The organism is Tahibacter aquaticus, from assembly GCF_004363655.1.
Taxonomy (GTDB): Bacteria; Pseudomonadota; Gammaproteobacteria; order Xanthomonadales; family Rhodanobacteraceae; genus Tahibacter; species Tahibacter aquaticus.
Genome location: NZ_SNZH01000008.1, coordinates 210,392 through 235,842, shown reverse-complemented (window position 1 = coordinate 235,842; position 25,451 = coordinate 210,392). Strand labels below are relative to the sequence as shown.

Annotated in this window: 18 protein-coding genes; 11 read left to right on the top strand and 7 right to left on the bottom strand. The window is 65.9% G+C overall.

Annotated elements, in window-relative coordinates; all coding sequences use genetic code 11:
- Positions 1 to 148: 148 nt before the first annotated feature.
- Positions 149 to 1,588, top strand: coding sequence for a lytic polysaccharide monooxygenase auxiliary activity family 9 protein (locus tag DFR29_RS30105; protein WP_243746061.1), 1,440 nt, complete (start codon positions 149 to 151; stop codon positions 1,586 to 1,588).
- Between the two features lie 133 nt (positions 1,589 to 1,721).
- On the opposite strand, the gene DFR29_RS14865 is transcribed toward DFR29_RS30105, so the two are convergent.
- Entirely contained in the window at positions 1,722 to 3,305 is a 1,584-nt protein-coding gene (locus DFR29_RS14865; protein ID WP_133819405.1) for a Na+/H+ antiporter, read from the bottom strand.
- Between the two features lie 400 nt (positions 3,306 to 3,705).
- Between DFR29_RS14865 and DFR29_RS14860 the strand changes: the two genes are divergently transcribed.
- Positions 3,706 to 5,241 (top strand): B12-binding domain-containing radical SAM protein, encoded by a 1,536-nt coding sequence (locus tag DFR29_RS14860; protein WP_133819404.1) that lies wholly within the window; start codon positions 3,706 to 3,708, stop codon positions 5,239 to 5,241.
- 157 nt (positions 5,242 to 5,398) lie between these two features.
- Here DFR29_RS14860 and DFR29_RS14855 read toward each other — a convergent pair whose 3' ends face one another.
- Together DFR29_RS14855 and DFR29_RS14850 are read right to left on the bottom strand one after the other, a co-directional pair.
- Positions 5,399 to 6,169: a MerR family transcriptional regulator gene (locus DFR29_RS14855; RefSeq protein ID WP_133819403.1), complete on the bottom strand. Its 771-nt coding sequence runs from the start codon at positions 6,167 to 6,169 to the stop codon at positions 5,399 to 5,401.
- 168 nt (positions 6,170 to 6,337) lie between these two features.
- On the bottom strand, positions 6,338 to 9,649 hold the full coding sequence (locus tag DFR29_RS14850) for an AAA family ATPase (protein ID WP_133819402.1): 3,312 nt from the start codon (positions 9,647 to 9,649) through the stop codon (positions 6,338 to 6,340).
- A gap of 587 nt (positions 9,650 to 10,236) precedes the next feature.
- Here DFR29_RS14850 and DFR29_RS14845 point away from each other — a divergent pair.
- Positions 10,237 to 12,024 carry a M12 family metallo-peptidase gene (locus DFR29_RS14845; RefSeq protein WP_133819401.1) on the top strand — a complete coding sequence of 596 codons (1,788 nt, stop codon included), beginning with the start codon at positions 10,237 to 10,239 and terminating at the stop codon, positions 12,022 to 12,024.
- Positions 12,025 to 12,770: 746 nt separating this feature from the next.
- Positions 12,771 to 14,906 (top strand): proprotein convertase P-domain-containing protein, encoded by a 2,136-nt coding sequence (locus tag DFR29_RS30395; RefSeq protein ID WP_166654104.1) that lies wholly within the window; start codon positions 12,771 to 12,773, stop codon positions 14,904 to 14,906.
- A gap of 139 nt (positions 14,907 to 15,045) precedes the next feature.
- On the opposite strand, the gene DFR29_RS14835 is transcribed toward DFR29_RS30395, so the two are convergent.
- Positions 15,046 to 15,495 carry a helix-turn-helix domain-containing protein gene (locus DFR29_RS14835; protein ID WP_166654103.1) on the bottom strand — a complete coding sequence of 150 codons (450 nt, stop codon included), beginning with the start codon at positions 15,493 to 15,495 and terminating at the stop codon, positions 15,046 to 15,048.
- Positions 15,496 to 16,093: 598 nt separating this feature from the next.
- Between DFR29_RS14835 and DFR29_RS14830 the strand changes: the two genes are divergently transcribed.
- Genes DFR29_RS14830 through DFR29_RS14820 form a run of 3 tightly spaced genes read left to right on the top strand, consistent with a single transcriptional unit; the run spans position 16,094 to position 16,939 of the window.
- A complete protein-coding gene (locus DFR29_RS14830; protein WP_133819398.1) occupies positions 16,094 to 16,405 on the top strand; it encodes an IclR family transcriptional regulator in 312 nt (103 codons plus the stop codon).
- Positions 16,406 to 16,425: 20 nt separating this feature from the next.
- On the top strand, positions 16,426 to 16,620 hold the full coding sequence (locus tag DFR29_RS14825; protein WP_133819397.1) for a hypothetical protein: 195 nt from the start codon (positions 16,426 to 16,428) through the stop codon (positions 16,618 to 16,620).
- 34 nt (positions 16,621 to 16,654) lie between these two features.
- Entirely contained in the window at positions 16,655 to 16,939 is a 285-nt protein-coding gene (locus tag DFR29_RS14820; RefSeq protein ID WP_133819396.1) for a ubiquitin family protein, read from the top strand.
- A 341-nt stretch (positions 16,940 to 17,280) separates the two neighbouring features.
- Here the strand turns inward: DFR29_RS14820 and DFR29_RS14815 are convergent, their stop codons facing one another.
- Positions 17,281 to 18,474 (bottom strand): benzoate/H(+) symporter BenE family transporter, encoded by a 1,194-nt coding sequence (locus DFR29_RS14815; protein ID WP_133819395.1) that lies wholly within the window; start codon positions 18,472 to 18,474, stop codon positions 17,281 to 17,283.
- A 192-nt stretch (positions 18,475 to 18,666) separates the two neighbouring features.
- Here DFR29_RS14815 and DFR29_RS14810 point away from each other — a divergent pair, with 192 nt between their 5' ends.
- The 4 genes from DFR29_RS14810 to DFR29_RS14795 all read left to right on the top strand — a co-directional run bounded on the left by DFR29_RS14810 (position 18,667) and on the right by DFR29_RS14795 (position 20,762).
- Positions 18,667 to 19,002, top strand: coding sequence for an ArsR/SmtB family transcription factor (locus DFR29_RS14810; protein WP_133819394.1), 336 nt, complete (start codon positions 18,667 to 18,669; stop codon positions 19,000 to 19,002).
- Complete coding sequence (locus DFR29_RS14805) at positions 18,999 to 19,505, top strand: SRPBCC family protein (RefSeq protein WP_133819393.1); 507 nt, start codon at positions 18,999 to 19,001, stop codon at positions 19,503 to 19,505. Before DFR29_RS14810 ends, DFR29_RS14805 begins: the two co-directional genes overlap by 4 nt.
- Positions 19,506 to 19,638: 133 nt before the next feature.
- Positions 19,639 to 20,160: an Ig-like domain-containing protein gene (locus DFR29_RS14800; RefSeq protein WP_133819392.1), complete on the top strand. Its 522-nt coding sequence runs from the start codon at positions 19,639 to 19,641 to the stop codon at positions 20,158 to 20,160.
- 215 nt (positions 20,161 to 20,375) lie between these two features.
- Entirely contained in the window at positions 20,376 to 20,762 is a 387-nt protein-coding gene (locus tag DFR29_RS14795; protein ID WP_133819391.1) for a VOC family protein, read from the top strand.
- A gap of 154 nt (positions 20,763 to 20,916) precedes the next feature.
- Here DFR29_RS14795 and DFR29_RS30085 read toward each other — a convergent pair whose 3' ends face one another.
- Together DFR29_RS30085 and DFR29_RS14785 are read right to left on the bottom strand one after the other, a co-directional pair.
- On the bottom strand, positions 20,917 to 22,794 hold the full coding sequence (locus DFR29_RS30085; protein ID WP_133819390.1) for a M20/M25/M40 family metallo-hydrolase: 1,878 nt from the start codon (positions 22,792 to 22,794) through the stop codon (positions 20,917 to 20,919).
- A gap of 192 nt (positions 22,795 to 22,986) precedes the next feature.
- Entirely contained in the window at positions 22,987 to 25,449 is a 2,463-nt protein-coding gene (locus DFR29_RS14785; RefSeq protein ID WP_425598838.1) for a PKD domain-containing protein, read from the bottom strand.
- Positions 25,450 to 25,451 lie beyond the last annotated feature (2 nt).

Here is a 25,451-nt window from a genome sequence, read left to right as displayed (position 1 = left end):
CGCCTCGCGCCATGCCTTGCGCATGCCCTGCATGCACCGTCGCACCCCTGTCTATCCACCTCAGGACAGGACCATAGCCGCACCGGCGACGCTCGCCATCGCGCCGGCGCGGCCTGTCGTCCGTCGTTCCCACCCTTGAGGTAGCACCATGAATCCGACCATCAGAACACCGCTTGCGCTGGCCTTGCTCGGCTGCGCCGCCGCCCTGCTCGCCCCTGTGCCCGCGCACAGCCACGGCAGCATGACCACGCCGCCCAGCCGCATCTATACCTGCTTTCTGAGCGGGCCCGAAACCACGACCGATCCGGCCTGTGTCGCGCTGAAGAACGCCAACGGCACTGCGCCGTTCTACGACTGGATGAGCGTCAACCAGGCCAATGCCAACAGCAATCACCAGGCTGTGGTGCCCGACGGCAAGCTGTGCAGCGGCAACAACCCCACCTTCAGCGGGCTGGACCTGCCGCGCAACGACTGGCAGTCCACGCCGATCGGCCCCGCCGCCGACGGCAGCTTCGAGTTCATCTTCCGCGGCACCGCACCGCATTCGACCAAGGACTGGATCTTCTTCATCAGCCGCGACGGCTGGTCGCCGACCCAGCCGCTGCGCTGGTCGGACATGTTCGAGTTCTGCCGCCTGGGCAATGTGCCGCTGAACAACGGCAATTACCACCTGCGCTGTCCGCTGCCGCAGGGCAACGGCAAGCGCGTCATCTACACGGTATGGCAGCGCGCCGACAGCACCGAGGCATTTTATACCTGTATGGATGTGAACCTCGGCAACGGATCGAACCCGGGCTGGGTCGACGAAGGTGTACTCACGGCGCAGAGCACTTTGCCCGCCGGCACCGTCGTCACCCTGCGCCTGTTCAACGCCGCCGGCAACGACGTGGAAAGCACGGCCCACACCGTCGCCCAGGGCCAGGGCAGTACCAGCGAATGGCCGTTCCGCTTCGCCCAGACCATCAACGCGCAATCGGCCTATGCCCGCATCGGCGTACTGGCCGGTGGCACGATCACGCCGCAGCAGAGCGCGACGGCGAATCATGTCTATACCAGCAACAGCCAGAACCTCAGCCACCAGGTCGAGATTCGCCTGCCCACGACAAACCAGCCGCCGCTTGCCGTCATCGGCGCCAGCAGCACCAGCGTCAGCGGCGCGGCCAACGTGGTCTTGACCGGCAGCGGTTCCAGCGATCCCGAAGGCGCCGTGCTCACCTACCAATGGGCCGTCACCAGCGGCAGCGGCGCAAGCCTGAGCAGCAACAGCGGCGTGCAGACCACGCTGCAGCTGACCGCACCGGCGCAGGCCCAGACGGTCGTCGCACGCCTGAGCGTAAGCGACGGCGTGAACACGGCGACCAAGACCGTCTCCATCGCCCACCAGCCGGCTGGGGGCGGCAGCTACGACTATGTCTATCCCGCCGGCATCGGCAGCTACAAGCCTGGCATCACCGTCGTACTGGGCAGCGACGGCAACCGCTACCGCTGCCGCCCGGCGCCGGAGGGCGGCTGGTGCAATATCAACAGCGCGTATCACTACGCGCCGGGTACAGGCACGGTGTGGGCGGATGCATGGACGCGGCTGTAGGCAGCCTGCGCCGCAGGCCTGACCCGATCCGCTGCTTGCACTGAGTAAAATCGAACAACACCGAAGTTGGCAGAACAACAGGCTTCGGTGTTGTTCGCGCGGGATTTCCCCAAGAGACCCGCGCCAGCGACGATCACGCCTTGTTCGAGATGGCAATCAGCTCTTCGAGATCGAGATCGCGCTCCAGCTCATGCAGCGTGTCGTCATCGATGTCGCCGTCACGATGAAGCCGCAGCAGTTCCTTTCTCCCGGCGGCAACCACTACCAGAAGCGTATCGAAATGCGCATGGAGTTGCGGCCTCAGCTCTTCCGTGCGTTCCGCCAGCCTGGCTATCGCGCCCGCTCTTCTCTGAAATTGATCGAGCAGCATGGGATGAATGAGCTTGCCTTCCGCGTCGTAGGCCAGGCGCGTCATCGTCTCCAGCTGGACCTTTGCCATGGCTGCTTCGGCCTGGTTCAAATTGAGGCGAGGCAAGTGGCTGTCGACCTCCTTCAATTGCGCCCATTCGATCACTCTGCCCAGCGTCATGCCCTGGATCAGCAGAGTTCCGGCAATGACAGAGAACGATGCGACCAGGATAAAGTCGCGCCCCGGTATGCCCTCGGGAACGCTGAGCGCCAGCGCCAGCGTGACTACACCACGCACACCCGCCCAGCCCACGACGGTTGCCGCACGGGCCCCGAGCGGGCCGTACTTCCGCATGCCCAACGCATTGAGCAATCGGATCACGCCATCCGATCCGAATACCCAGGCGAATCTGGCAAGAATCAAGGTTCCCAGGATGGCCAGGATGGGCCAGGTCATCGTTGCCGCCACGACGCCGAATCCTCCAGCGCGTTCGATCACGCCGCGCAGCGAAAGGCCGATCAGAATGAAGACGGCGGCTTCCATCAGAAAGACCATCACCGTCCAGAACGACCCGCCGCGCACGCGGTTCGATGCGGACAGCACGGTGTACTGATTCCAGCTGGCAATGACCGCTGCCGTGACGGTCGCGATGACGCCCGACAAATGCAAGAACTCGGCGAGGATGTACGACGTCCACGAGATCAGCGCAGTGCCAACGATGATGATGTACTCGTCGCCCAGACGACGAACGATCTTCACCCAGACCAGGCCAACTGCCGCGCCGACCAGTGCGCCGCCGAAGGCCAGCAGAAGGAAACTGCCTGCGGCATCGACGATGCTGAACATGCCCGTGATACTGGCCGCAACGGCGAAACGAAAGAGTACGAGCCCGCTGGCGTCATTCAGCAGACTTTCGCCTTCGAGAAGGATCTGCAGTCTCTGGGGAAGTTTGACCCGTTCCAGCACCGCTCTCGCGGAAACAGCATCCGGCGGCGAGACGATGGCGCCCAGCAAAGCACAGGCGGCCCAGGGCAGCGAGGGAAACAGCAGGTGCGTCACGAACGCCACGAGGGCGCAGGTAAAAAGCACCGCTCCGACAGCCAGCGACAGAACGCCGAACAGATGCCGGCGCAAGGGGCTGATCGCGATCGACCAGGCACCATCCATCAGCAGCGGCGGCAGGAAGATGGTGAGTACCAGGCTGGGGTCTACCGTGATCGCGGGCAGCCCGGGAACGAAAGCGAGCAATCCACCGCCCGCCATAAGCGCCGCCGAAGGGGGCAGTCCGATCCGGTGTGCCAGGTAGTGCAGTGCGATGACTGCCAGGAACATCGCAATGACGAGTTCGAAAATCTGGGTCGGCTGCATGTTTCCTCTTCAACGGTCACTTCAAGACAGAAAATACCGGATGGGCGGCGTGCACGCTCGCCCCAGCATCGCCGACGATTCGAGCCGCGTACTTCTTCAGAGGTCAATGCTGCCCCGGCCCGCAGTGCCAGGACAACGGCATGGTGATCGTTGGCGGCGTGAATTCAAGGAACATCGTGGCGACGACAAGCCCGTCAGCAGCTGCCCGCTGGCTCAGCGACTGGGCTGATGGCCGGCGGCGGCCAGCTCGAAAGCCGCTCGTTTGTCCGATTCATCCGTTTCGGGCCAGGGGCAAAAGCCGAAGCCGGTCGCGGGAGGTAGCCTGTATTGCGCCGGGTATCGACCGCCGTCGCGGCCGGCGCGAATCGCCGCGCGGCGCGCCGTCCCGCATACTTGGCGCATGACTGCCATCGTTCTTGCCACCCTCAACGCCCGCTACGCCCACGCTTCGCTGGGCCTGCGCTATCTGCGCGCCAACCTCGGCCGCCACCGCGACGACTGCCGCATCCAGGAATTCATCATCGGCCAGAAGATCGAGGATATCGCCGAGAAGATCCTCGCCGACGCGCCGCGCATCCTCGGCCTTGGTGTATACATCTGGAATGTGGAAGAAACCGCGCGCCTGGTGGCGCAGCTCAAGACGCTGATGCCGGAGATGGTCATCGTGCTCGGCGGCCCCGAGGTCAGCTACGAAACGCAGGAACAGCGCATCGCCATGCTGGCCGACTACGTCATCACCGGCTGGGGCGAAGTCAGCTTTCCGGCACTGGTGGAAAAGCTGCTGGCCGGCGAAAAACCCGAGCCGCGCATCATCGCCGGCGTGCAGCCGCCGCTGCCGGCACTGGCCCTGCCCTATGCGGAATACACCGACGAGGACGTGCGCCAGCGCTATCTCTACGTCGAAGCCTCGCGCGGCTGCCCGTTCAAATGCGAGTTCTGTTTGTCCGCGCTGGACAAGACCGCCTGGCCCTTTCCGCTGGAGCCGTTCCTGGCCGAACTGGAAACGCTGTACGCGCGCGGCGCGCGCCAGTTCAAATTCGTCGACCGCACGTTCAACCTGAAAGTCGATACCTCGCTCGCCATCCTCGGCTTCTTCCTGGCCAAGCTCGCTGCAGCGCCGCAAGACCCGGTATTCGTGCATTTCGAACTGATTCCCGACCACCTGCCTGAACGCCTGAAAGCCGCAATCCAGCAGTTCCCGCCGGGCACCCTGCAGTTCGAGATCGGCATCCAGACCTTCGATCCCACCGTGCAGACACGCATCTCCCGCCGCCAGGACAACGAGCGCGCCGCCAGCAACCTGCGCTGGCTGCGCGACGAGTGCAATGCGCATCTGCACGTAGACCTGATCGCCGGCCTGCCCGGCGAAGACGTCGACACCTTTGCCCGCGGCTTCGACAAGCTGGTGGAACTGGCGCCGCACGAAATCCAGTTCGGCATCCTGAAACGCCTGCGCGGCGCACCGATCGCGCGGCACACGCAGGAATTCGGCCTGCGCTTCAATCCCGACCCGCCGTACAACATCCTCGCGACCAACGTCATCGATTTCGCCACCATGCAGCGCCTGTCGCGTTTTTCGCGCTACTGGGATCTGCTGGCCAATTCCGGCCGCTATCCACGCAGCCTCCGGCGCCTGCTCGGCGACAGTCCGTTCGCGCACTTCCTCGCCTTCAGCGACTGGCTGTATGCCCGCACCGGCCAGACCCATGCCCTGGCACAGGAACGCCTGGTGCGCGCCCTGTACGATTTCCTTTGTGAAATACGCCATTTCGATGCCGGCGAAGTCGGCAGCGAGCTGGCCGGCGACTACCACGCCGCCGGCGGCCGCAGCCGGCTGCCGTTCGAAGCCGCCGATGCACCAATGCCGGCGCCGCGCGAACGCAAGAACAGCGGCGCGACGCCGACGCGGCAGGCGCGGCATTTACGCCAGACTTGAGCAGCAGGAACGCCAGGTTTTGCTGTGCGGTGCGCCGCATGGGTATCGACGCTTTGGCATCACCCGGGGTCCGATGGGCGCAGCGAATTGCACCGCGACGCGCACGGCGGAGCGACGCTGGGGGTTCTGCGGCGCAATTCGCTGCGCTCATCGCGCCCTACGGTATTGCCGGCGGCGCAAGGCTCAAGCCTGCGGCCTGCATCGCCTCGCCGATGTAGGCGAACAGCGCCGGGTCCAGCCCCTGCGCTGCCATGGCAGCGGGCTGGCTTTGCCAGGCCTGGCCGAGTTTCTGCGCGACGGCGGCATCGCCGCCGGTAAAGGTCTGTACCAGCGCATACCAGCGCCGGGCCAGTTCCTGTACTTCGGCTGCCTGTGCCGGTACGCCTGCCTGCCGCGCCGCGCGTACTTCGGCGATCAGTTCCGGCCATAGCTGCTGTGCTTCGGCCATGCCGGTGGCGCCCAGCTGCGCGGCGCGACGGCGGAAGTCCTCGCGCTCGGCGGCGCTCCAGTCCACGTTCAATTGCGTACTCATTGCAATAGTCTCCACAAGTTCATCCAGGTCGATGTGCGATGGAGAAACCACGCGCTGCACCAGTCCACGCAGAGCATCCAGCGCGCGCTGGCGCTGGGCGCATTCGCGTTCCAGCACGGCGATGTGCTGGCCCAGCAGATGCGCCGCCGCGGCCGGATCGCGCGCCAGCAGTTGCGCGATCTGGGCCAGGCTGAAATCGGCGCGCCTGAGCACGACGATCTGGCCCAGCCGCACCAATGCCTCGGCGCCGTACAGGCGATAGCCGGCAGGCGAATGCGCCGACGGCCGCAGCAGGCCGCGCTGCTCGTACAGACGCAGCGCCTTGGCACTGAGGCCGCTGCGCCTGGCCAGATCGCCGATGCGCAGGTAACGGACGGTGGCAGCGGGTTTCGACATCGACTCCAGACTCCGGTCTGCCCTTGGGACAAGGTCAAGCGGCGCGCCCGGCGAGGCGGCCGCACCCAACGCGACGACGGCGTGCCGGTGGCTCGGCTGCGGCCCGGGCTCGCACCACGCGCCAGCACGCCCCCCGCGTGACGCGAGAGCCGCCGCGGCCGGCGCGCTTCACGCCATCAGATCGAAATCGCCCTGCAATACTGCATCGAGCCGGCCGCTGCGCCAGCCGCGCACGGCGTCGCGTACCAGCGGCGCCGGCAGTTCCTGGTAGCGCCGGCACAGGCGCGATTCGCTGTCGGCTTCCTGTGCCGCTCCACCGACGCCGTCGGGAATGACACTGACGCGCACGCGCAGACGTTCGTTCGGTGCCGCGTCGCCGCGTTCCAGCACATGCAGGCCGCGTTCGTCGCGCAGTACCTGCCAGGCGCCGAAACCGCCGATCAGCAGACGCAGGCGCGCCGGTTCGCGCTCGTGTTCAAGCACGCGCACGCGCATGCCGCGGGCCTGTGCCCAGTCCTGGTACATCTGGCCCAGACGCTCGGTCCAGGCGCGCGCCTGCGCGTTCGGCCGGTCGGCGCTGACCAGTTCCAGCTGTGCGTCTTCGGGTTCGCCAGCCAGCACAGCCGTCGTGGCCAGGTCGAGCAGATGCAGCCGGATGGCCAGGTGCCGCACCACGTCGAGCACGCCGCGGCCGCCGCCGGTCAGGCGCTGGGTCAGCGAATGCGCGCCGCGCACGGCGTTTTCGATACGGTCCATGCGTTCCAGCCGGTCGAGCACGCCCTGGCGCTGTTCGCTGCTCCAGAAATCGCGTGCCTGCATGGCCTGGGCTGCCTGTTCCTTCAGCGCCAGCCAGCCCGCCTGCTGCAGGCGCTGCTCGGTTTCGGCCAGGGCCTGCTGCAATGCGGCGCGCGCCGTGGCATCGGCGGACGGGTCAAGCGCCAGCGCGCGCAGGTCGGCACGCGCCGCCGGTGGATTGGCAACGGCGCGTGGTTCGGCCGCCGCATCGGGATCGACGAAGCGCACCTGCAAGGCATCGCTGGCGCCGGTGACGAACAGGAACTGGCCGCCGCTGGGCGCGCGGTTTTCCACAATAGTGCGCGACAGCGGCGCCAGCAGGAACTGGTCGATGGCGCGGCGCAGCGGGCGCGCCCCGAGGTCAGGCGTGAAACCGCGTTCGAGCAGGAAATCCACCGCCGACGGCTCCCACTCCACCGCCCAGTCGCGGGCGCGGAAACCGCGCCGGGACAATACCTGGGCCAGTTCCTTGTGCAGGATGTCGCGCATCACCGCGCGCGACAGCGGCTGGAAGATGACGATGCGGTCGAGCCGGTTGAGGAATTCGCGCCGGAACGTGGCGAACAGGGCCTGTTCCGCATCGCCGCGCGCCGAGGCAGTGCCGCTGGCGACAAAACCCGGCCCGCTGCGCCGGCTCACCGTCGAGCCGACGTTACTGGTCAGGATGATCAGGCTGTGGCGGAAGTCGGCCGTATTTCCCTGGCGGTCGGTCAGGCGGCCGTCGTCGAACAGTTGCAGGAACAGATCCCAGATTCGTGGATGGGATTTTTCGAATTCGTCCAGCAGCACCACGGCGAACGGGCTCTGGCGGATGCGGCCGGTCAGCGACGTACTGCGCTCGCCGCTGCCTTCGTCGATCAGGCGCCAGTAGGCGTCTTCCGACTGGTATTCGCTCATGTCGAAGCGCAGCAGTTTTTCCCGCGAGCCGAACAGGTATTCGGCGAGTGCCTTGGCCAGCTCCGTCTTGCCGGTGCCGGTAGGGCCGGCAAACAGGAACACGCCCAGCGGCCGCTGCGGATCGGTCAGGCCGGCCTTGAGCATGCTGATGCGGTCGACCAGGCTGTCGACAGCTTCGTCCTGGCCGATCACGCGGCGGGCGAAGAAGTCGCGCACCTGGGCCAGGTCCAGGCGCGCGCCGCCGTCGAGGATTTCCAGCGGCAGGCCCGATTGCGCAGCCAGTGTTTCCAGTACCTGCTGTCGTGTCAGCGGCAGTTGCGGCGGGTCACACTGCAGGGCTGCGCGCAGGGTTTCCTGCAGCAGGCGCAGGCTGCGGCCCGGCTCGGCGCGTTCGGGGAACTGTTGCGTGGCCAGGTTCATGGCTTCGGCAATCAGTTCCGGCGCGGCCACGGCGGCACCATGCCGCTGCTGCGCCCGTTGCGCCCAGGCCACCGCCAGGGCACGCGTTGCCGCGGCATCGAGCGCATCGACGCTCAGGCCCAGGGTCAGGTTCTGCACCCGCGGCCGCTGCGCCAGCACGCGGCTCCAGGCATCGTGCGGGCTTTCGCCGATCAGCTGGATTTCGCGTTTTTCCAGGTGCGGCAGCAGCAGGTCGAGAATGCCGGTGGGATCGCTGGTGGTGCGGCCCTTCTCCAGCAACTGGTGCGCTTCGGGCACGTACCACACGGTGCGCGGCCGGCTCAGCGCCTTGACCAGCGCAGCGACGCGGCCTTCCAGCTCGCCGATGTACTTCTGCCCCGCCAGCACCTGCGCTGGCGTCGCCTCGAACACGCGCCAGCCCTGTTCGGCCAGTCGGTACAGGCATTGGCGGATCAGCGTGGTCTTGCCGCTGCCTTCAGGGCCGACCAGCACCGGGCTGGTGCGCTGCTCGCGGCCGAGCACGGCGAGCAGGCGCTGCAGCGCCTCGTCGTCGGCCGGAGCGAGGATTTCGCTGTCGTCGGGCACCTCGACCAGGCGGCCAATTTCCATCAGCGTCTGGTAGTCGGCGCGCGCGCCGAGGCGCTCGCCCAGCGCGTCGGCCAGCAGCTGGCCACGCACATGGCCACAATTGCGCAGCCAGGCCTGCAGCCGCGCCAGGTGTTCCGGATCGGCGGCATCGACCGCAGCGCCCAGGCCGGCCTCGGCCGGCAGTGCGTCGAAATAGCGCTGCAGGGCGCTGCGCGTGACCGGATGGTCTATCCACCATTCGCTCATGCGCAGCACTACGGCCTCCAGCGTGGCCGGATGCGGATGTGCGGCGAGATAGCCCAGTGCGTAGTGCAGGCTGAAGTAGCCCATGCGGTCGACGGTGCGCACGACGTCCAGCGGCAGCACGTCGCCGGCCTGGTGCAGCGCGGCCAGCGCGGCGCAGCTCAGCGGCACCGCACGCGAGGGCACCGCGTCCAGGCGGTCGCGCGGGCTGAAAGCCGGGCCGGCGAACAGTTCCACCGCTGCGGCAAATTCGCCGAAACCCGCCAGTTCGTCCGGATGATCGAAGCTGTCCATGCGCTCGCCGAGCGGACGCAGCAAGGCATTCAGCTGGTCGCGCGGCGATGGCATCGGCACCTGTGCTGGCGGCTCGGCCGCCGGCAAGGCGACCGGCTCGGCGACGGACGGTTGCGTATCTATTGGCGGGTGGGCTGGCGTACTGGCGGTGACCGCGTCGGAAGGCGGTCTTGCCGGCGTACGCAGCAACAGCCAGGCCGCGACGAATCCGATTGCTGCGCCGATGAGAAATGCCACTGCCATGAAGCCGCCCCGACTGCCGATGTGAAAGGCGATTTTCCCACAGCCTTTGCGCGTCCGGGACATCGATGCCCTCTCGTCCGCCCGAGCAATGGCGGGCTGAGCGGCGAAAAAATTCTTCACAAATTTGCCGCAAGCGCCGGCGACAGGCACGAAAACGCAAATTGCGAACACATATATAAATTGGTTTTGCGTTTTTAATTGCGGCGCGTTTCCGCGCAGGTGTACATCTGCGGTCCAGGAGAGGTACTCGGCAACGAGTAGAAGGCCATACGCCTGCAGCAGTAGAGAACACGGCTACACAAGAACGGCCTGCGCAGATTCCACGCCGCAGTGCTTTGCAGCCGCTGTTCGCCGCAGGTACCTGGCCGTATGGAGCGGGGGCTCCAGACGCTGCAGCGACGGAAACGCCAGCGGGTACCGCAAGTCACGCAGAACAGACATGGCCGCAATGCGGCTGTGGCGGACTGCTGCGCCTTGCGGCACCGGCGAACCGCCGTACTGCCTACCCACGCCGCGTCGTCAACGACACGGAGGTCTGCCTGCCGCAATTTTTGCGGCTATTCGCAAACCTGGAGGGAGTTATCCAAATGAACTACGCAACCAAAACCTTGACCGGCCTGTGGCGCGCCGCGCTGCCCGCCTGCCTGCTGTTCGCCCTGGGCACCAGCGCCAGCGTGCATGCCGCCGACTCCGAAGCGGCCAAACCCAGCCTGCTGTCGCTGCAGGTAGACAGCTATCGCGGCAAGGCCGACAGCCTGCGCGCGGTAGAGCTGTTCTCGGCCCGCAGCAGCGAAAGAGCCAGCAGCGACCCTTCGGTGCAGCTCGCGGTGAGCAGCGGTACCTTGCTCGATCTCGACCTGGCCAGCATCGCCGAACTGCAGCGCAGCCAGCCCAGCTCGATCACCCTGCGCCTGCCAACGCGCGAGCGTGGCACGGTAGAACTGGAATTGTTCGCCCAGGATATTTTTGCTGCCGACTACCGGGTCACCGCCAGCGGCGGCGAAGACACCAGCACGATCAAGCGCGGCCTGCACTACCGCGGCATGGTCAAGGGCGAGAAGCAGTCCTTCGCCGCCGTCAGCGTGTTCGACAATGAAATCATTGGCACCTTCTCCACACCGACCGAAGGCAACTGGGTCGTCGGCAAGCTGGAAGGGCTGAACCGCAATCACCGGCATATCGTCTATGCGGAATCGGCCCTGCTCGACAAGAAGGGCGCACCGAGTTGCGCGATGGACAGCAGCGACCGTGAGAATTTCGCCACGTTCTGGGACGAGCCCAACGAAACGGCTTCCGCCAGCACTCTGAATGCGCCACCCAAGGCGGTCGAGGCCAACGGCAGCGACAGAAGCAGCGGTAGTGGCAGCGTCAACGCGCTGGAAACGGTGAAGTGCGCAACCGAATGGCTGGAAACCGAATACGACATCTACCAGAACCGCGGCAGCCTGCAGGCAACGACGAACTACATCACCGGCGTGTTCAACAACTCGGCCACGCTGTATGCCAACAGCGGTATTTCGCTGAGGCTGCAGCAGTCGTACGTGTGGACCACGAACGATCCCTACAACGGGTCGGCTTCCGTCGCCAACATGAACAGCTTCCAGAACTACCGCGCCAGCAGCTTCACCGGCACCATCGCCCAGTTGCTGACCTTCCGCTCCATCGGCGGCGGCGTGGCGGCTGGCCTGTCCGGCATCTGCAACGCCTCGCGCCGGGCCAGCATGAGCACCAGCGGCGTAAACGCCGCGTATTCCACCGTGCCGACCTATTCCTGGACGGTCGATGTGGTGACCCACGAAGCCGGCCACCTGCTCGGTTCCAACCATACCCATGCCTGCGTCTGGAACGGCAACGGCACGGCGATCGACGGCTGCGGCGCACCCGAAGGCAGCTGCCCGCGACCGGGCATCCCGTCCAACGGCGGCAATATCATGAGTTATTGCCACCTGACCAATGTCGGCACCAACTTCAATCGTGGCTTCGGCACGCAGCCGTCAGCCGTTATCCGTAACCGGATCGAATCTGCCGGTTGCCTGAGCAACTGCGGTGGCGGACCGGTCGGCGGAGGCGCCCTGACCCGGGGCGTGGCCAAGACCGGCCAGGCCGCGCCGACCAACTCGACCTTGAGCTACACCCTGGTCGTACCGGCAGGCGCAACCAATCTGACCTTCACCACCTCCAGCGGCAGCGGCGATGCCGATCTGTTCGTGAAATTCGGCAGTGCGCCCAGCGACACGGCCAATGACTGCAAGTCGACCGGCCCTGCCAACGCCGAAACCTGCACCATCGCAGCGCCCCGGGCCGGCACCTACTACGTCGCCGTGAAGGCGTATGCGGCGTTTGCCGGCCTGAGCATCGTCGGCGACTACCGCTAACACGCCAGGTAGTGGCGACAGTGCCATCGCCAGCAGCAGGACCGGGCGGAAAGCCCGCCCTTTCCTGCCGCCGCGGACACAACCGCGACGCTGGCGTGAACGTCGCCCAGCACACCGTGCGAGGCCAGGCCGACTTCGTGGTCGCCTGGCCTCGCCGTGCTGCGCCGCATCAACGCCCTGGACAAACATGGCCGCAGTCGCAGGCAGACGGCCTGAGAATGCACGTTGTCCGCACGATCCCTGCACAGTTCAGTATCGTGCCATGGTGCGACGCAACCCGGTGGGCGCGGTAATCGCTTTCATCCCGACAAAGTGGAAAGTGACTGTAATCACATATACGCATTTGTCCTATGTTGGCGGTTGCAACGCATTTCCTCCCTGGTGTACATCGTCGGGCTGGGAGAGGTACTCGGCAACGGGTAGAAGGCCTTAAGCCTGCGGCAGTAGACAACACGGGTACGCAAGAACGGCCTGCGCACATTCGACGCTGCAGCCCGTCGCACCTGCTGTTCGCCGCAGACGCAAGGCCGCATGGGGCGGGGGCTCCACGCGCTGCAGTCACGGAAGCGCCAACGGGTACCGCAAGTCAGGCAGAACGGGCATGGCCGCAATGCGGCCGTGGCGAACTGCTGCGTCTTGCGGAACCGGCGCGCCGCCGTGCTGCCTGCCCGCGCCGGGTCGTCAACGACACGGAGGTCTGCATGCCGCATCCGCGGCCATTTGCAATCCGGGAGGGAGTTGTACAAATGAACTACGCAACAAAAACATTGACTGGCCTGTGGCGCGCTGCTCTGCCCGCCTGCCTGTTGTTCGCCCTGGGTGCCGGCGCCAGCCTGCATGCCGCCGAATCCGAAGCGGCAAAGCCCAGCCTGCTGTCGCTGCAGGTAGACACCTACCGCGGCAAGGCCGACAGCCTGCGTCCGGTGGAACTCTTTTCCGCCCGCAGCAGCGAAAGGGCCACCAGCGATGCTTCGGTGCAGCTCGCCGTCAGCAGCGGCACCCTGCTCGATCTCGATCTGGCCAGCATCGCCGAACTGCAGCGCAGCCGGCCCAGCTCGATCACCCTGCGCCTGCCGACGCGCGAGCGCGGCACAGTAGAACTGGAATTGTTCGCACACGATATCTTTGCCCACGACTACCAGGTCACCGCCAGCGGCGGCGAAGACACCAGCACCATCAAACGCGGCCTGCATTACCGCGGCATGGTCAAGGGCGAGGAACAGTCCTTCGCCGCCATCAGCGTGTTCGACCAGGAAATCATCGGCACCTTCTCCACGCCGACCGAAGGCAACTGGGTCGTCGGCAAGCTGGAAGGGCTGAATCGCAATCACCGCCATATCGTCTATGCCGAATCGGCCCTGCTCGACAAGAGCGGCGCGCCGGGCTGCGCGATGGACGCCGCCGGCGTGGGCCGCGAAACCTTCGCCAAGTTCTGGGACGAACCCAGCCACAGCGTTTCTGCCAGCGCCAAGAGCACGCTGCCCGAAGCAGTCAAGGCCGACGGCGGCAGCGGCATCGATGCGCTGGAAACGGTGAAATGCGCTACCGAGTGGATGGAAGCGGAATACGACATTTTCCAGAACCGCGGCAGCCTGCAGGCGGCGACGGACTACGTCACCGGCGTGTTCAACAACTCGGCCACGCTGTATGCCAATGACGGCATTTCGCTGAAGCTGCAGCAGGCGTACATCTGGACCACGAACGATCCGTACAACGGTTCCAGCTCCACCGCCAACCTGTCCAGCTTCCAGAGCAACCGCGCCGGCAGCTTCACCGGCACCATCGCCCAGCTGCTGACCTTCCGTTCGCTCGGCGGCGGCGTGGCCGCAGGCTTCGCCGGCATCTGCAATGCCTCGCGCTCGGCCAGCATGTGTACCAGCGGCGTGCAGGCGGCCTATAACACGGTGCCGACCTATTCGTGGACGGTCAGCGTAGTGACCCACGAAGCCGGCCACCTGCTCGGTTCGCGTCACACGCATGCCTGCGTCTGGAACGGCAACAACACGGCCATCGACAGCTGCTCCGGCGCCACCGAAGGCGGCTGCCCGCTGCCCGGCAACCCCTCTGGCGGCGGTACCATCATGAGCTACTGCCACCTGACCAGCGTCGGCATCAACTTCAATCGCGGCTTCGGCACGCAGCCGGCAACGACGATCCGCAACCGCGTCGAAGCCGGCAGCTGCCTGAACAACTGCGACGGCGGACCGGTCGGAGGCGGCGCCCTGACCAAGGGCGTAGCCAAGACCGGCCAAGCGGCCGCGACCAATGCGACGCTGAGCTATACCCTGGCCGTGCCCGCCGGTGCCACCAACCTGACCTTCACCACCTCTGGCGGTAGCGGCGATGCCGACCTGTACGTGAAGTTCGGCAGCGCGCCGACCGACACCGTCAACGACTGCAAGTCGACCAACTCCACCAATGCCGAAACCTGCACCATCGCCGCGCCCAGCGCCGGCACCTACTACGTCGCAGTAAAGGCGTATGCGGCGTTCTCGGGCCTGAGCATCGTCGGCGACTACAGCACCGGCGGCAGCGGCGGCGTGCAGACCTACAGCAATGCCACGGACTACACCATCAGCGACAACGCCACGGTGGAAAGCCCGATCGCGGTATCGGGCCGAAGCGGCAATGCCCCGTCCAACGCCTCGGTGTCGGTGAACATCCAGCACACCTACCAGGGCGACCTCAAGGTCGACCTGGTCGCGCCGGATGGAAGTGTATACGTGTTGCACAATCGCACCGGCGGCGCCACCGCCAACATCGTCGCCACGTATACGGTGAACCTGTCCAGCGAAGCGCTGAACGGCACCTGGAAGCTGCGCGTGAACGACAACGGCCCCGGCGATGTCGGCAAGATCGACAGCTGGAGCATCCGCTTCTGAGCCAGCGCTTTACACGGCGACCCGTTCGCCGGGGAGGGAACCGGGCGGCTTGGCCGCCCGGTTTTTTTTTGATTCTTCGATCGATGCCGGGCAAAGCAGGGCGGCCTATGGACTGCGCAAGCTGTCGCGCGGCTGCCGCTCAGCCCTTGCCGCGGCGCGGACGCCCCTTCGCCGCAGGCGCCTCGCCACGCTCGGCCTTGCCGGCCGCCGCCGCAGAACGGGGACTGCGCTCGCCCGAACTCTTCACTGCCAGCACGCTCAGCATCGCCCGTGCCTGATCGCGCTGCGCCGGCGTGAGCGCGCGATACGCTTTCAACATTTCCACTTCATCGCGTGTCGAGCCCGGCGCCACTTCGTAATCGATGCCTTTCTCGCGCAATTCGTGCACGTTCTTGCTGCGCAGACCACTGGCGACGTATTGCACGTCATAGCCGATGCCGAGCAGCGGCACCATCGCATCCAGCGGAATGGCGACCTGGGATTCCCATCGCCGTACGGTCTTGACGTGCACATTCGCCGTGTCGGCAACTTCCTGCTGGGTCAGCCCCAGCCGCGCGCGCTCTTCCCGTAACCGTCCAAAAAAGTCCATGAGTACACCACTTGACGATGAGCCCATAACCGGCCCATGATTATCAACAGGGACAGTTCTGTCCCGTATGTTAGACGACGACGCCATGACGCATTGCCTAACGGGTTTCAACCGGTGGCAGCTTCCGGGCCTTCCCCTCCCGACTCGGGAGCTGTCCGCCCTTGCCTGCCGGCATTGCTATCGCTGTTTCGCCCTGCGCGACCTGCCCCCGCAAGTCGCAACGCACCGATACGGCTGCATCAAAAAAAGCAGCGAACCTGGCGACCGACATTTCACCTGCTGCAAGCGCATTGCGCAATAGGAAAATTGCGGGAAAACCCCCACGCAAACTCACCGCTTGCCAAAAATTCACCCGCGCGAACCGCTGTGGCGACGGAGTCGCCTATGCAAACGCGTGAGTACGGAATACGAGATATTTGCAAGCGGACATTTTTGTCAGTTCTTCAACCGCCCAGGAATTTGTACCTCCGCCGTGCACGGGCCACGGACCCCCACCACCCCTAGTGAAAAACAGGAAGTTTTATTCAGTACGCGCGCGTACGGAAGCGCGACGTCACTGCATGCACGCCAATTCATGGACGACGAACGGGGATTTGCAATGAGCAGCGAGAAGTACATCAATGCCGCCCAACAACGTGCGTTGCGCACCTTGTTGATACTGGCCGACCACGACCTCGACGGTCTTACACCGGGCGAAATTGCCCGCCTGCTGGCGACCCTGCCCAGCAATACGACCCGCGACCTGGCCAACCTGCGCCTGGCCGGGCTGGCCGAAATGCTGGCCAACGGCCGCTGGCGCATCACGCCGCGCGTGGCCGAACTGGCGCAGACCCTGCAGCAGAACCTCGACAAGGCGCGCCGGCGGCTGGAGGAAATCCAGCGGCGCTATTCGCGCGACCACAAGGAATAGACCGCACCAGGAGCACGTACATGGACGTCAAGATTGCCGCCATCGCCGTATTGACGCTGCTGCACGCCGTCGTCGCCGCACTTTTGCTGCGCATGTTGCGAAAATCGCTGCGCGCCACCGACAGCGAGCCGGCGGCCGGCAACGCGCCCGGCCCCGCCAGCGCAGCGCAACAGCAACAGCAACAGCAACAGCAACAGCAACAGCAGATAGGCTAGGCTTGCAGCCGCATTGCGCCCGCCGGAGTACTGCATGCCGACCATAGTCCTGGCCACTGCGCTGGCCCGCTGGTTGTCGCCGCCGCCCTCGGGCGAGCCGCGCTTCGCCGTCACCGGCACCTCGCTGAAACCCGCCCTGGACGAGCTGTTCGGCCTGCATCCGCAGCTACGCGGCTACGTGATGGACGAACACGGCCGGCTGCGCGCTCAGGTCGCCATCGTGATCGATGGGCAAAACCTCGACGACAAGACCCGGCTGCATACGCCGCTGGACGACGACAGCGAGGTGTATCTGCGGCAGTCGCCGTCAGCGGGCTGAGCGCCGCGCATTGCCACCGGTTACCTGGCGCAAAGGCCGCTGCAGGTACGCGCCGCTGCAGACCAGGGTGTAGCGAAAGCCAGACGCTTGCCTGGCTGACACGACCAAGCTGGCAGCGACGGCAGCGCGCGGCAACGGCGGTATTGCGATGGTTTCGCCCGCCGGCAGTCCACAGCCTGGCAAGGGTGAAGACCACAGCAGCCCGGCCCTGCTGCCAAATCGGCCGCCGATCCGTGCCAAGGTCGCAAGTCCCGATCTGTCCATCGAGCGCAAGTCGGGGCCCTGCATGGCAGCAATGCCATGCTGCCGGCGTGGCCGCGCAGTACTTCTTCGTTGCTGTCTCAGCTGCGCTTGCGCAGCAGCAGGGCAATCACACCCGCGACCAGCCCCCAGAATGCCGACTTGATGCCGAACAGGCTGATGCCCGAGGCCGTGACCAGAAACGTCAGCACGGCCGGCTCGCGCTCTTTTTCGTCGCCCATCGCGGCCGCCAGGCCGTTGCCAATGGTGCCGAGCAGGGCCAGCCCGGCAATGACCATGACCAGCTCGGCCGGAAATGCGGCAAACACGGCCGCGACCGTGGCGCCGAAAATGCCGACGATGCAATAGAACACGCCGGCGGCCACCGCCGCCACATAGCGCCGCGACGGATCTTCGTGCGCCTCGCGTCCCATGCAGATGGCCGCAGTGATCGCCGCCAGGTTCAGCGCAAAGGCACCGAACGGCGCCAGCAGCAGGTTGGTCAGGCCGGTCCAGCCGATCACCGGCGATATAGGCAGGCTATATCCCGAGGCGCGCACCACAGCCACGCCCGGCACGTTCTGCGAGGCCATGGTCACGATGAACAGCGGAATCGCCACGCTGACCAGCGCATGCCAGGACAACACCGGCGTCACCCAGACCGGCTGCGCCAGCTCCAGACGCAAATGGGCAAAATCCAATTGTCCACGAAATGCAGCGATGGCGATGCCCACCGCCAGTGTCGCCACGACGGCGTAGCGCGGCTGCCAGCGCCGCAACAGCAGATAGGCGGCGATCATGCACAGGGCCAGCGCCAGCTGCGTCTGCAGCGCGACGAACGCATCCATGCCGAAGCGCAGCAGCACGCCAGCCAGCATGCCCGACGCAATCGATACCGGGATGCGGCTGATCATGCGCTCGAACACGCCGGAGAAACCTGCCAGAGCGATCAGCAGGGCAGACACCACGAACGCGCCTATGGCCTGCTCCAGCGGCACGCCGGCAGCGCTGGCAGTCAGCATGGCCGCACCCGGCGTAGACCAGGCCGTGACCACGGGAATGCGGTAGCGCAAGGACAGCAGGATGCAGGTCAGCCCCATGCCCAGGCCCAGCGCCCACATCCAGGAACCGATCTGCTGTGCATTCGCCCCGGCCGCCTGCGCCGCCTGGAAGACAATCGCGGCGGAACTGGTAAAGCCGACCAGCACGGTGACGAAGCCGGCAACCACCGCCGACAGCGAAATATCCCGGCTCAGCGACGGTGCAGCGACGCTGGGCGGCGTGGAATCGGACATGGCACAGCACCGAAGACGGGGTCGCCAAGCGTAGCGTGCGCTGCGCAGCGCCTCCAGCAGCAACGTGCCTGACCAGGCCGGGCCCGCGCGAGAGTGAGCGGTGCGTCGGGCGCGCAGCGGTCGGCACGATCTGGCAGGCCCGGCAAAACAAAGGCATTGACCTAAGTAAAGCCCGCATGGATAGTTAGGCACATGCCTAACCAATCGCTACAGCTCAACACCCTCTTCCAGGCCCTTGCCGATCCCACCCGGCGTGCCGTGCTGGAACGCCTGAGCAGCGGCCCGGCCAGCACCAGCGAGCTGGCGCAGCCCTTCGCCATGGCCCTGCCCTCGTTCTCGCAACACCTCGCCATGCTGGAGAACTGCGGCCTGGTGCATTCGCGCAAGACCGGCCGCACGCGTGTCTACCGCCTGGCGACACGCCCGCTGAAAGCCGCGGAAACCTGGCTGACGCGCCAGCGCCAGACCTGGGAAAGCCGCCTCGACCGCCTCGACAACTACCTCAACGAACTGAAGGAAAGCCCATGAGCCGCGAAGACCCTTTCGACTCCGCCCTGGACCTGGAACTGGAACGCGTCGTCGACGTGAAGCCCGCACTGGTCTGGGCCTCCTGGACCGAACCCGAGCGCCTGATGAAATGGTTCTGCCCCAAGCCCTGGCAAACCGTGGAATGCGATATCGACCTGCGTCCCGGCGGTATTTTCCGCACCGTGATGCGCACACCCGAGGGCGAACTCATGCCGCACAGCGTCGGCTGCTACCTGGAAGTCGTGCCCAACGAAAAGCTGGTCTGGACTACCGCACTGCTGCCGGGTTTCCGCCCCGTCGCTGCCGCGACCGACGGCAGCGACGGCTGCCACACCATCGAATTCACCGCCATCATTAGCTTGAAGCCGCAGGGCGAAGGCACGCGCTATCGCGTCGTGGTCAGGCACGGCGACGAGGCCAGCGCACGCAGGCATGTGGAAATGGGTTTCCACGACGGCTGGAATACGGTGCTGGACCAACTGGTCGCCGAAGCCAAACGCTGAACACGCCGCGGGCAGCAGCCCGCGCCGGCAACAGGTTTCGCGCTGCGCCGCATACCCCGGCGCAGCCGGACGCCATCGGCAATGCCCCGCCGGCCCGCTGATCACGCGGGCCGCGCTTTTTACGGTATTCATCGTGCTCGCATCGCGGGCGCTGTGGCTGGGTACGCATGCCCTGTCGCTGCGCTACGCTGGCGATGCCAATTGCGCCGGCAGCACATCGCCTGCCATCGCGGTCACCGTCCTGCCACGCGTGGCGCTGGTCATGTCGCTGGTCGGGATCGGCCCGTTCGCGGTGGGCGGCAAGCCGCTTCGGTGTACTTTGAAACTTCGCAACCAAGGCCCACACCCCGTCACAGGCGGCCACGTGAGCAGTGCCCTGCCCTCCAATGTCAGCAGCGCGCAATGGCATTGCAGCGCCGTCGCCGCCAACTGCGCGGCCAGCGGCGTCGGCGACATCGACCAGCTCGTCGCTATTCAGCCGTTCGGCAGCGTCGCCTTCGTCGTCAGCGGCCAGGTCGCGGCCGTTCCCGAACTGCCGCTGGCCATCGCAGCCAGCGTTGCCGCGCCGGAAGCCATCGAGGACGAACGAGGCGACAACGGCATCAACCGCAGCGTTGCGGTCGGTATCTTCCGCGATGGTTTCGCGCCGGACTGAGGCAGCCGGCCGGGCACAAGGCCGTTGCTGCCGGCTTTTCGGCGCCGCGTCCGCACCCGGGACGGCCGGCCTTGCGCGCAACGGCGCCGGAGCCGGTGGCACCAGCCATGTCCGCCTCGGGCTCGCACCCCAGCCGCCGCGGGCCGGCCGCCAGCCGGTAGACGCAGCACCGGCAGCGGCGCTACAAATGCGCACCCATCCCCTGAGGCAAGCGCATGAAACGCGTCACCGGCATCGGCGGCATCTTCATCAAGGCAAAAGACCCGGACACACTGCGCGACTGGTATCGCCGTCACCTCGGGCTGGAGATCGGCGAATGGGGCGGCGTGGCGTTCCGCTGGAACGACGCCGGCAATCCCGGCGGCAGCGGCACCACGGTGTGGAGCGTGTTTGCCGATAGCTCCACTTACTTCGCGCCGAGCACTGCGCCGTTCATGGTCAACTACCGCGTCGACGACCTGCATGCCCTGCTGGGGGCACTGCGCAGCGAAGGCTGTGCCGTCGAGGACAAGGTGGATGAATCCGAATACGGAAAGTTCGGCTGGGTGGTCGATCCCGAAGGCAACAAGATCGAGCTGTGGCAGCCCCCTGCGGGGCAATAGCCGCGGCAACGCCGCCTGCCGTTGCGGCAAAAAGACCCCGGCCGAAACCGGGGTTTTTTCTTGCCTGCAGTGCGGTGCCGGCCTGGCCGGCCGGCCCCTTTCTGCTGGCAAAGCCGGGCCGTCCCTGGCCCGTAGCCCCGCCCGATTGCGGCGATTACGGCGTGTAGCTGCCGGTCAGGCTGAGACCGGAGTACGCCGCATAGCCGTAGACCAGCACATGGTAGGTGCCCGCCTGAACATTAGTAATCGTACATGTTTCGCTATTTGTGCCACCTTCGGAACGGCACGTATAGCTGGTCGTGGTCGGCGCCGACCCCAGCTTCGCGTACAGGTCCGCATCGCCGCTGCCGCCGCTGGTAACGAACTTGAGGTTGCGCGCGCCAGCCGGCACCACCAGGGTGAACACCTGCGAGCTGTTGCGCGCACCGCCGATGCCGGTCCTGGCCACGCCGTTGCTCAAGGCATTGCCGCCAGCGCCGGCAACCACCGTGACCGGGCTGGACTTGGCATTCGTAGCTCCCTTGTTGTCGGTGACGGTCAGGGTAACGGTATAGGTGCCGCCGGCCGCATAGGTCTTGGCCGGGTTGGTTGCGGTCGAGCTGCTGCCGTCGCCGAAGGTCCAGCTGCGTGCGGCGATGCTGCCGTCGCTGTCGCTGGACGTATCGGTGAAGGTGCCGGCAAGCCCGTTGAAGCTGGAGCTGAAGCTGGCGACCGGCGGCACATTCACCGGCGGCGTCACGCCGCCGCTGGTCTTGCCCAGTTCGCCGAGGAAGGCCAGGCCGAGCTGGGTGAATTTCACGCTGTTCTGCGCCGTGGCGCCCATGTTCGCCAGGGTGTCGTTGGCGGAGTGGATGGAGCCGAAGTAGCCGCCGCTGCTGTTGCCGGCCTCGAACATCATCGCCGAAGGATAGCCGGCACTGCTCCAGGAAGCGTGGTCGGAACAGCCGTAGCCGCAGGTATACGTGCCGCGCGTATAGCCCCGCGGCGCAAGGTAGGCGTCGAACAGGCGCACCAGGAAGTCTTTGATCGTCTCGTTCGAGAAGTCGGTGATCAGGCGCATGTCCGGACCGCTGCCGGCCTTGTAGTTGGTCATGTCCAGCTGCATTACGCCGACCACGTTCACATTGGAATTCTTGAACGATTGTGCAATCGAGTTGGAGCCGCGCAGACCGACTTCCTCGCCCGCGTAGGCCATGAACTTGACCGTACGGCGGGGCTTCCAGCCGCTGGCCAGCGCCACGCGGATGACTTCGGTCAGGCTGGCCACACCGGACGCATCATCGTCCGCACCCGGCGCGGTCTGTTCCGTGCTGCCGTTGCCGGCCGTGTTGATGGAATCCAGATGCGCGCCCAGCACGACGACTTCGCTCGCCAGCTCGTTGCCCTGGATGGTCAGGATCACTGACGGCTGCGTCGAGCAGTTGGTGCAGGCCGTATACAGGTCCGCCGTCGCATCGGTGCGCGAGCCGATCAGGCCGGCCCACTGGTTGCGGATGCCTTCCGCTGCGGCGCGGCCGTAGCTGGAGGAGTAGTAGCGGTTCTTGTAGCTCGACAGCTGGGTGATGGTGGCGCGGATATCGGCCTCGCGCGCACTGCCCAGCCAGGGATTGACCGTGGTCTGGTTGTCGATGGAGTAGTCCGCGGCGAGCAGCTGCCTGGCGATCGTGCCGGAACGGTCGGCGCGTACGAACGCCTCGGCTTCGGCGCGCGTGCGGAAAGCAAAATAGCCGCCGCAGCGCAGCTCCTTCTCGTGGATGCGTGCGGTCATTTCGGACAGGCGGCCGTTTTCGGCCTGGGCGATGACCAGGCCGGTGCCGCTGCTGTCACGCATCTCGGCGGCGCTATGGGCGAGGTCGGCGATGCCTTTGTAGGTATCGCGCGAGGTGACGATGAAGACGGCGGCAAACGGATCGCGTTCGGCGTCGTAGCCGGCGCGCGGCGTGTCTGCCTGGGCCAGCAGGGTGGACGGACATACCGCAGCGCCCAGCAGCGCAGCGGAGATCGACAGCAGCAGACGATGATGCAAAGTCATGACGTGGTCCTGAGAGTAAGCCGGATCGGATCCACCGATGCGCGTTCGGCGCACGGGATTTATCCGGAAGTGGACAATGTGCAGGCGGCGTCTTACGCCGCCTGCAGCAGGGACTTCAAGCGGGAATTCAAGCAGGAACAGCCCCGGCCAGGCCGGGGCTGCTTCAATGCTGGCTTGGCCTTGCGGCTGCCGTCAGAACGTGATGCTCCAGCTGTCGATCTTGCCCGTGTCGCCCGGGCCGTTGTCGTTCACGCGCAGTTTCCAGGTGCCGTTCAGCGTTTCGCTGGACAGGTTCAGGGTCACCGTCTTGTTGATGTTGTCGGTGCCCGCGCCGGTGCGGTTGTGAATGTTGTAGAGCGTGCCGTCCGGCGCGACCAGGTCGACCTTCAGGTCGCCCTGGTAGGTGTGCACGATCGCCACCGTGACCGAGGCGTTGCTCGGTGCATTGCCGCTACGGCCGGACACCGTGATCGGGCTGTCCACCGTGGCGAAGTCGGTGATGCTGAAGTCGGCCGGGTTGCTGTAGGTCTGCGGGTTGTTGCCGCCGCCGCCCGAAACCGTCACCGAACCGCTCTTGGTGTTGGTCGCGCCGCTGTTGTCGGTCACCGTCAATGTGACCGTATAGGTGCCGGCTGCCGCATAGGTGCGGCTCGGGTTGGTCGCGGTCGAGGTGCCGCCGTCGCCGAAGTTCCAGGCACGCGAGGCAATCGTGCCGTCGCTGTCGGTGGAGCTGTCGGTGAAGCTGGCGACCAGGCCGCTGGTGCTGGACGTGAAGTTCGCCACCGGCGGCACATTGCTGCTGACGCCCGATACCGTGACCGAAGCGGTCTTGGTATTCGTCGCACCGCCGTTGTCGGTCACCGTCAGCGTGACGGTATAGGTGCCGGCCGCCGCATAGGTGCGCGTCGGATTGGTCGCCGTCGAAGAGCCGCCGTCGCCGAAGTTCCAGGCGCGCGAAGCAATCGTGCCGTCGCTGTCGGTGGAGCTGTCGGTGAAGCTGGCGGTCAGGCCGCTGGTGCTGGAGGCGAAGTTTGCCACCGGCGGCACATTGCTGCCGCCGCCGGAACAGGCCGGACGCGTGCCGCAGGCGATGCCGTGGGCGTTGAACGCATCCCAGATGCGGCAGGCATTCGGCGTGCCGTTGGCCAGGTTGCCGTCGTTGTCATCGGCAGCCAGGTAGACGGTGTACCAGTTGTTCGCGCCGCAACCGTTCACCGTCGCTGCGGTATTGCACTTGCCGCCCGCAGTGACCTGGTAGGCGCTCTTGCTCGGCGTCAGACTGGCGTACCAGATCTTGTCCATCTGCGCCCAGCCTGCAGTCGAACCGTGCGCCGATACCAGCGCCTGGGCCAGATCCCAGTTGGCCGAACCGGCGATGTAGGACTCGCAATGGCCTTCGTAACCCATCGGCCCCTGGTACGCAAAAATGCCGCTGGCGAGGAACGGACAGGCCAGACGGTCGCAGTTCGCTCCGTTGTCGTCGGTAATGGTCGACGGTTTGGCCACGGTGCGGCTGCCCAGGGTGCTGAAGGCGTTCAGATCACGCACGCCGGAGCAGGTGCTGGCGCAGTTGACACAGCCGTTGACACCCGCAGGGGTGAAGAAGCCGTTGCCGATGCAGGCCTGCTTGGTTTCGAGGAAGGCGAACGTATCGCCGACAGCCTCGCCAGTGCCGTTCTCGTTGGCGGCGCCGCCGCTGTTCTGGTCCATGCCGTGGCCCCACTCGTGCAGGAACACGCCGGGGAGTTCGCCTGTATTGGCGCAGACGTTGTTCTGCAGGCTGCCGGACTTGAAGAAATTCATCGTCGAGCCGTTCCAGTTCGCGTTACAGACGTCGTTGACGTTCATGTTCGCGGTGACCTTGCCTGCGATCCAGCTGTTGCCGGGCAGGAAGGTAGCGGCCTTGCGGTTGATCTTGGTCAGATAGTAGAAGCCGTTGCGCGAGGCGCGCGTATTGCCCGCACCGCCGACGCCGCCGGCCGCGCCGCAATCGGTACCGGTATCGGTGCCCAGGTGCAGGTTGCCGTCGCTGGAGTTGCTCAGGCTGAGCGCACCGCAGGTGTCGGTCATCTTGAAGAACTTGCCGTCGAACGTGACCGAGGCCGCGCCGCCGCTGTAGTCATAGATGCCCAGCGCATCGGTGACCTTGGCCGTGCCGTTGGTCACCGCCGCGAACGGCATCGGCTTGATCACTTCCGGCAGCGTGTTCAAGGTTTCGAAGATGCCGCCGTCGACGACCGCGCTGACGTTCCGGTCGAGCGCGCCCACGTCGATGACGCGGTTGGTCTTGGCGTCGACGCGGATGTCGTAGGTGGTCGCATCGCCGTCGATGCGGAAGGTGAAGTGCCAGGCCAGGCGGTGCGAATAGCCGCTGCCGTCGGCACCGGAGAAGCCTTCGCCGGCCTGTTTGCCATCGGCGGCGAACGGCAGCAGCTGCAGCTCGCCCTGTTCCAGCCATTCGACGACCTTGGTACCGGCCGGGAAGCCCAGCTCGGCGAACGCCAGGTCGAAGGCCTTGACCGGACGCGACACCGGAACCGTGTCGATTTCCACCGGCGCGACCAGGTTGCTGCCGAATTGCACAATGTTGCCATTGGAAATACGGAAGAAAAGATTGGCACCCTTGACCTTGACGCCGTTCTTGGACTGGGCCAGCT

Bases quoted from the DNA above. Each gene is read 5' to 3' on its own strand.
- DFR29_RS30105 (WP_243746061.1), top strand. From the start codon at position 149: ATGAATCCGACCATCAGAACACCGCTTGCGCTGGCCTTGCTCGGCTGC.
- DFR29_RS14865 (WP_133819405.1), bottom strand. From the start codon at position 3,305: ATGCAGCCGACCCAGATTTTCGAACTCGTCATTGCGATGTTCCTGGCA.
- DFR29_RS14860 (WP_133819404.1), top strand. From the start codon at position 3,706: ATGACTGCCATCGTTCTTGCCACCCTCAACGCCCGCTACGCCCACGCT.
- DFR29_RS14855 (WP_133819403.1), bottom strand. From the start codon at position 6,169: ATGTCGAAACCCGCTGCCACCGTCCGTTACCTGCGCATCGGCGATCTG.
- DFR29_RS14850 (WP_133819402.1), bottom strand. From the start codon at position 9,649: ATGGCAGTGGCATTTCTCATCGGCGCAGCAATCGGATTCGTCGCGGCC.
- DFR29_RS14845 (WP_133819401.1), top strand. From the start codon at position 10,237: ATGAACTACGCAACCAAAACCTTGACCGGCCTGTGGCGCGCCGCGCTG.
- DFR29_RS30395 (WP_166654104.1), top strand. From the start codon at position 12,771: ATGAACTACGCAACAAAAACATTGACTGGCCTGTGGCGCGCTGCTCTG.
- DFR29_RS14835 (WP_166654103.1), bottom strand. From the start codon at position 15,495: ATGGACTTTTTTGGACGGTTACGGGAAGAGCGCGCGCGGCTGGGGCTG.
- DFR29_RS14830 (WP_133819398.1), top strand. From the start codon at position 16,094: ATGAGCAGCGAGAAGTACATCAATGCCGCCCAACAACGTGCGTTGCGC.
- DFR29_RS14825 (WP_133819397.1), top strand. From the start codon at position 16,426: ATGGACGTCAAGATTGCCGCCATCGCCGTATTGACGCTGCTGCACGCC.
- DFR29_RS14820 (WP_133819396.1), top strand. From the start codon at position 16,655: ATGCCGACCATAGTCCTGGCCACTGCGCTGGCCCGCTGGTTGTCGCCG.
- DFR29_RS14815 (WP_133819395.1), bottom strand. From the start codon at position 18,474: ATGTCCGATTCCACGCCGCCCAGCGTCGCTGCACCGTCGCTGAGCCGG.
- DFR29_RS14810 (WP_133819394.1), top strand. From the start codon at position 18,667: ATGCCTAACCAATCGCTACAGCTCAACACCCTCTTCCAGGCCCTTGCC.
- DFR29_RS14805 (WP_133819393.1), top strand. From the start codon at position 18,999: ATGAGCCGCGAAGACCCTTTCGACTCCGCCCTGGACCTGGAACTGGAA.
- DFR29_RS14795 (WP_133819391.1), top strand. From the start codon at position 20,376: ATGAAACGCGTCACCGGCATCGGCGGCATCTTCATCAAGGCAAAAGAC.
- DFR29_RS30085 (WP_133819390.1), bottom strand. From the start codon at position 22,794: ATGACTTTGCATCATCGTCTGCTGCTGTCGATCTCCGCTGCGCTGCTG.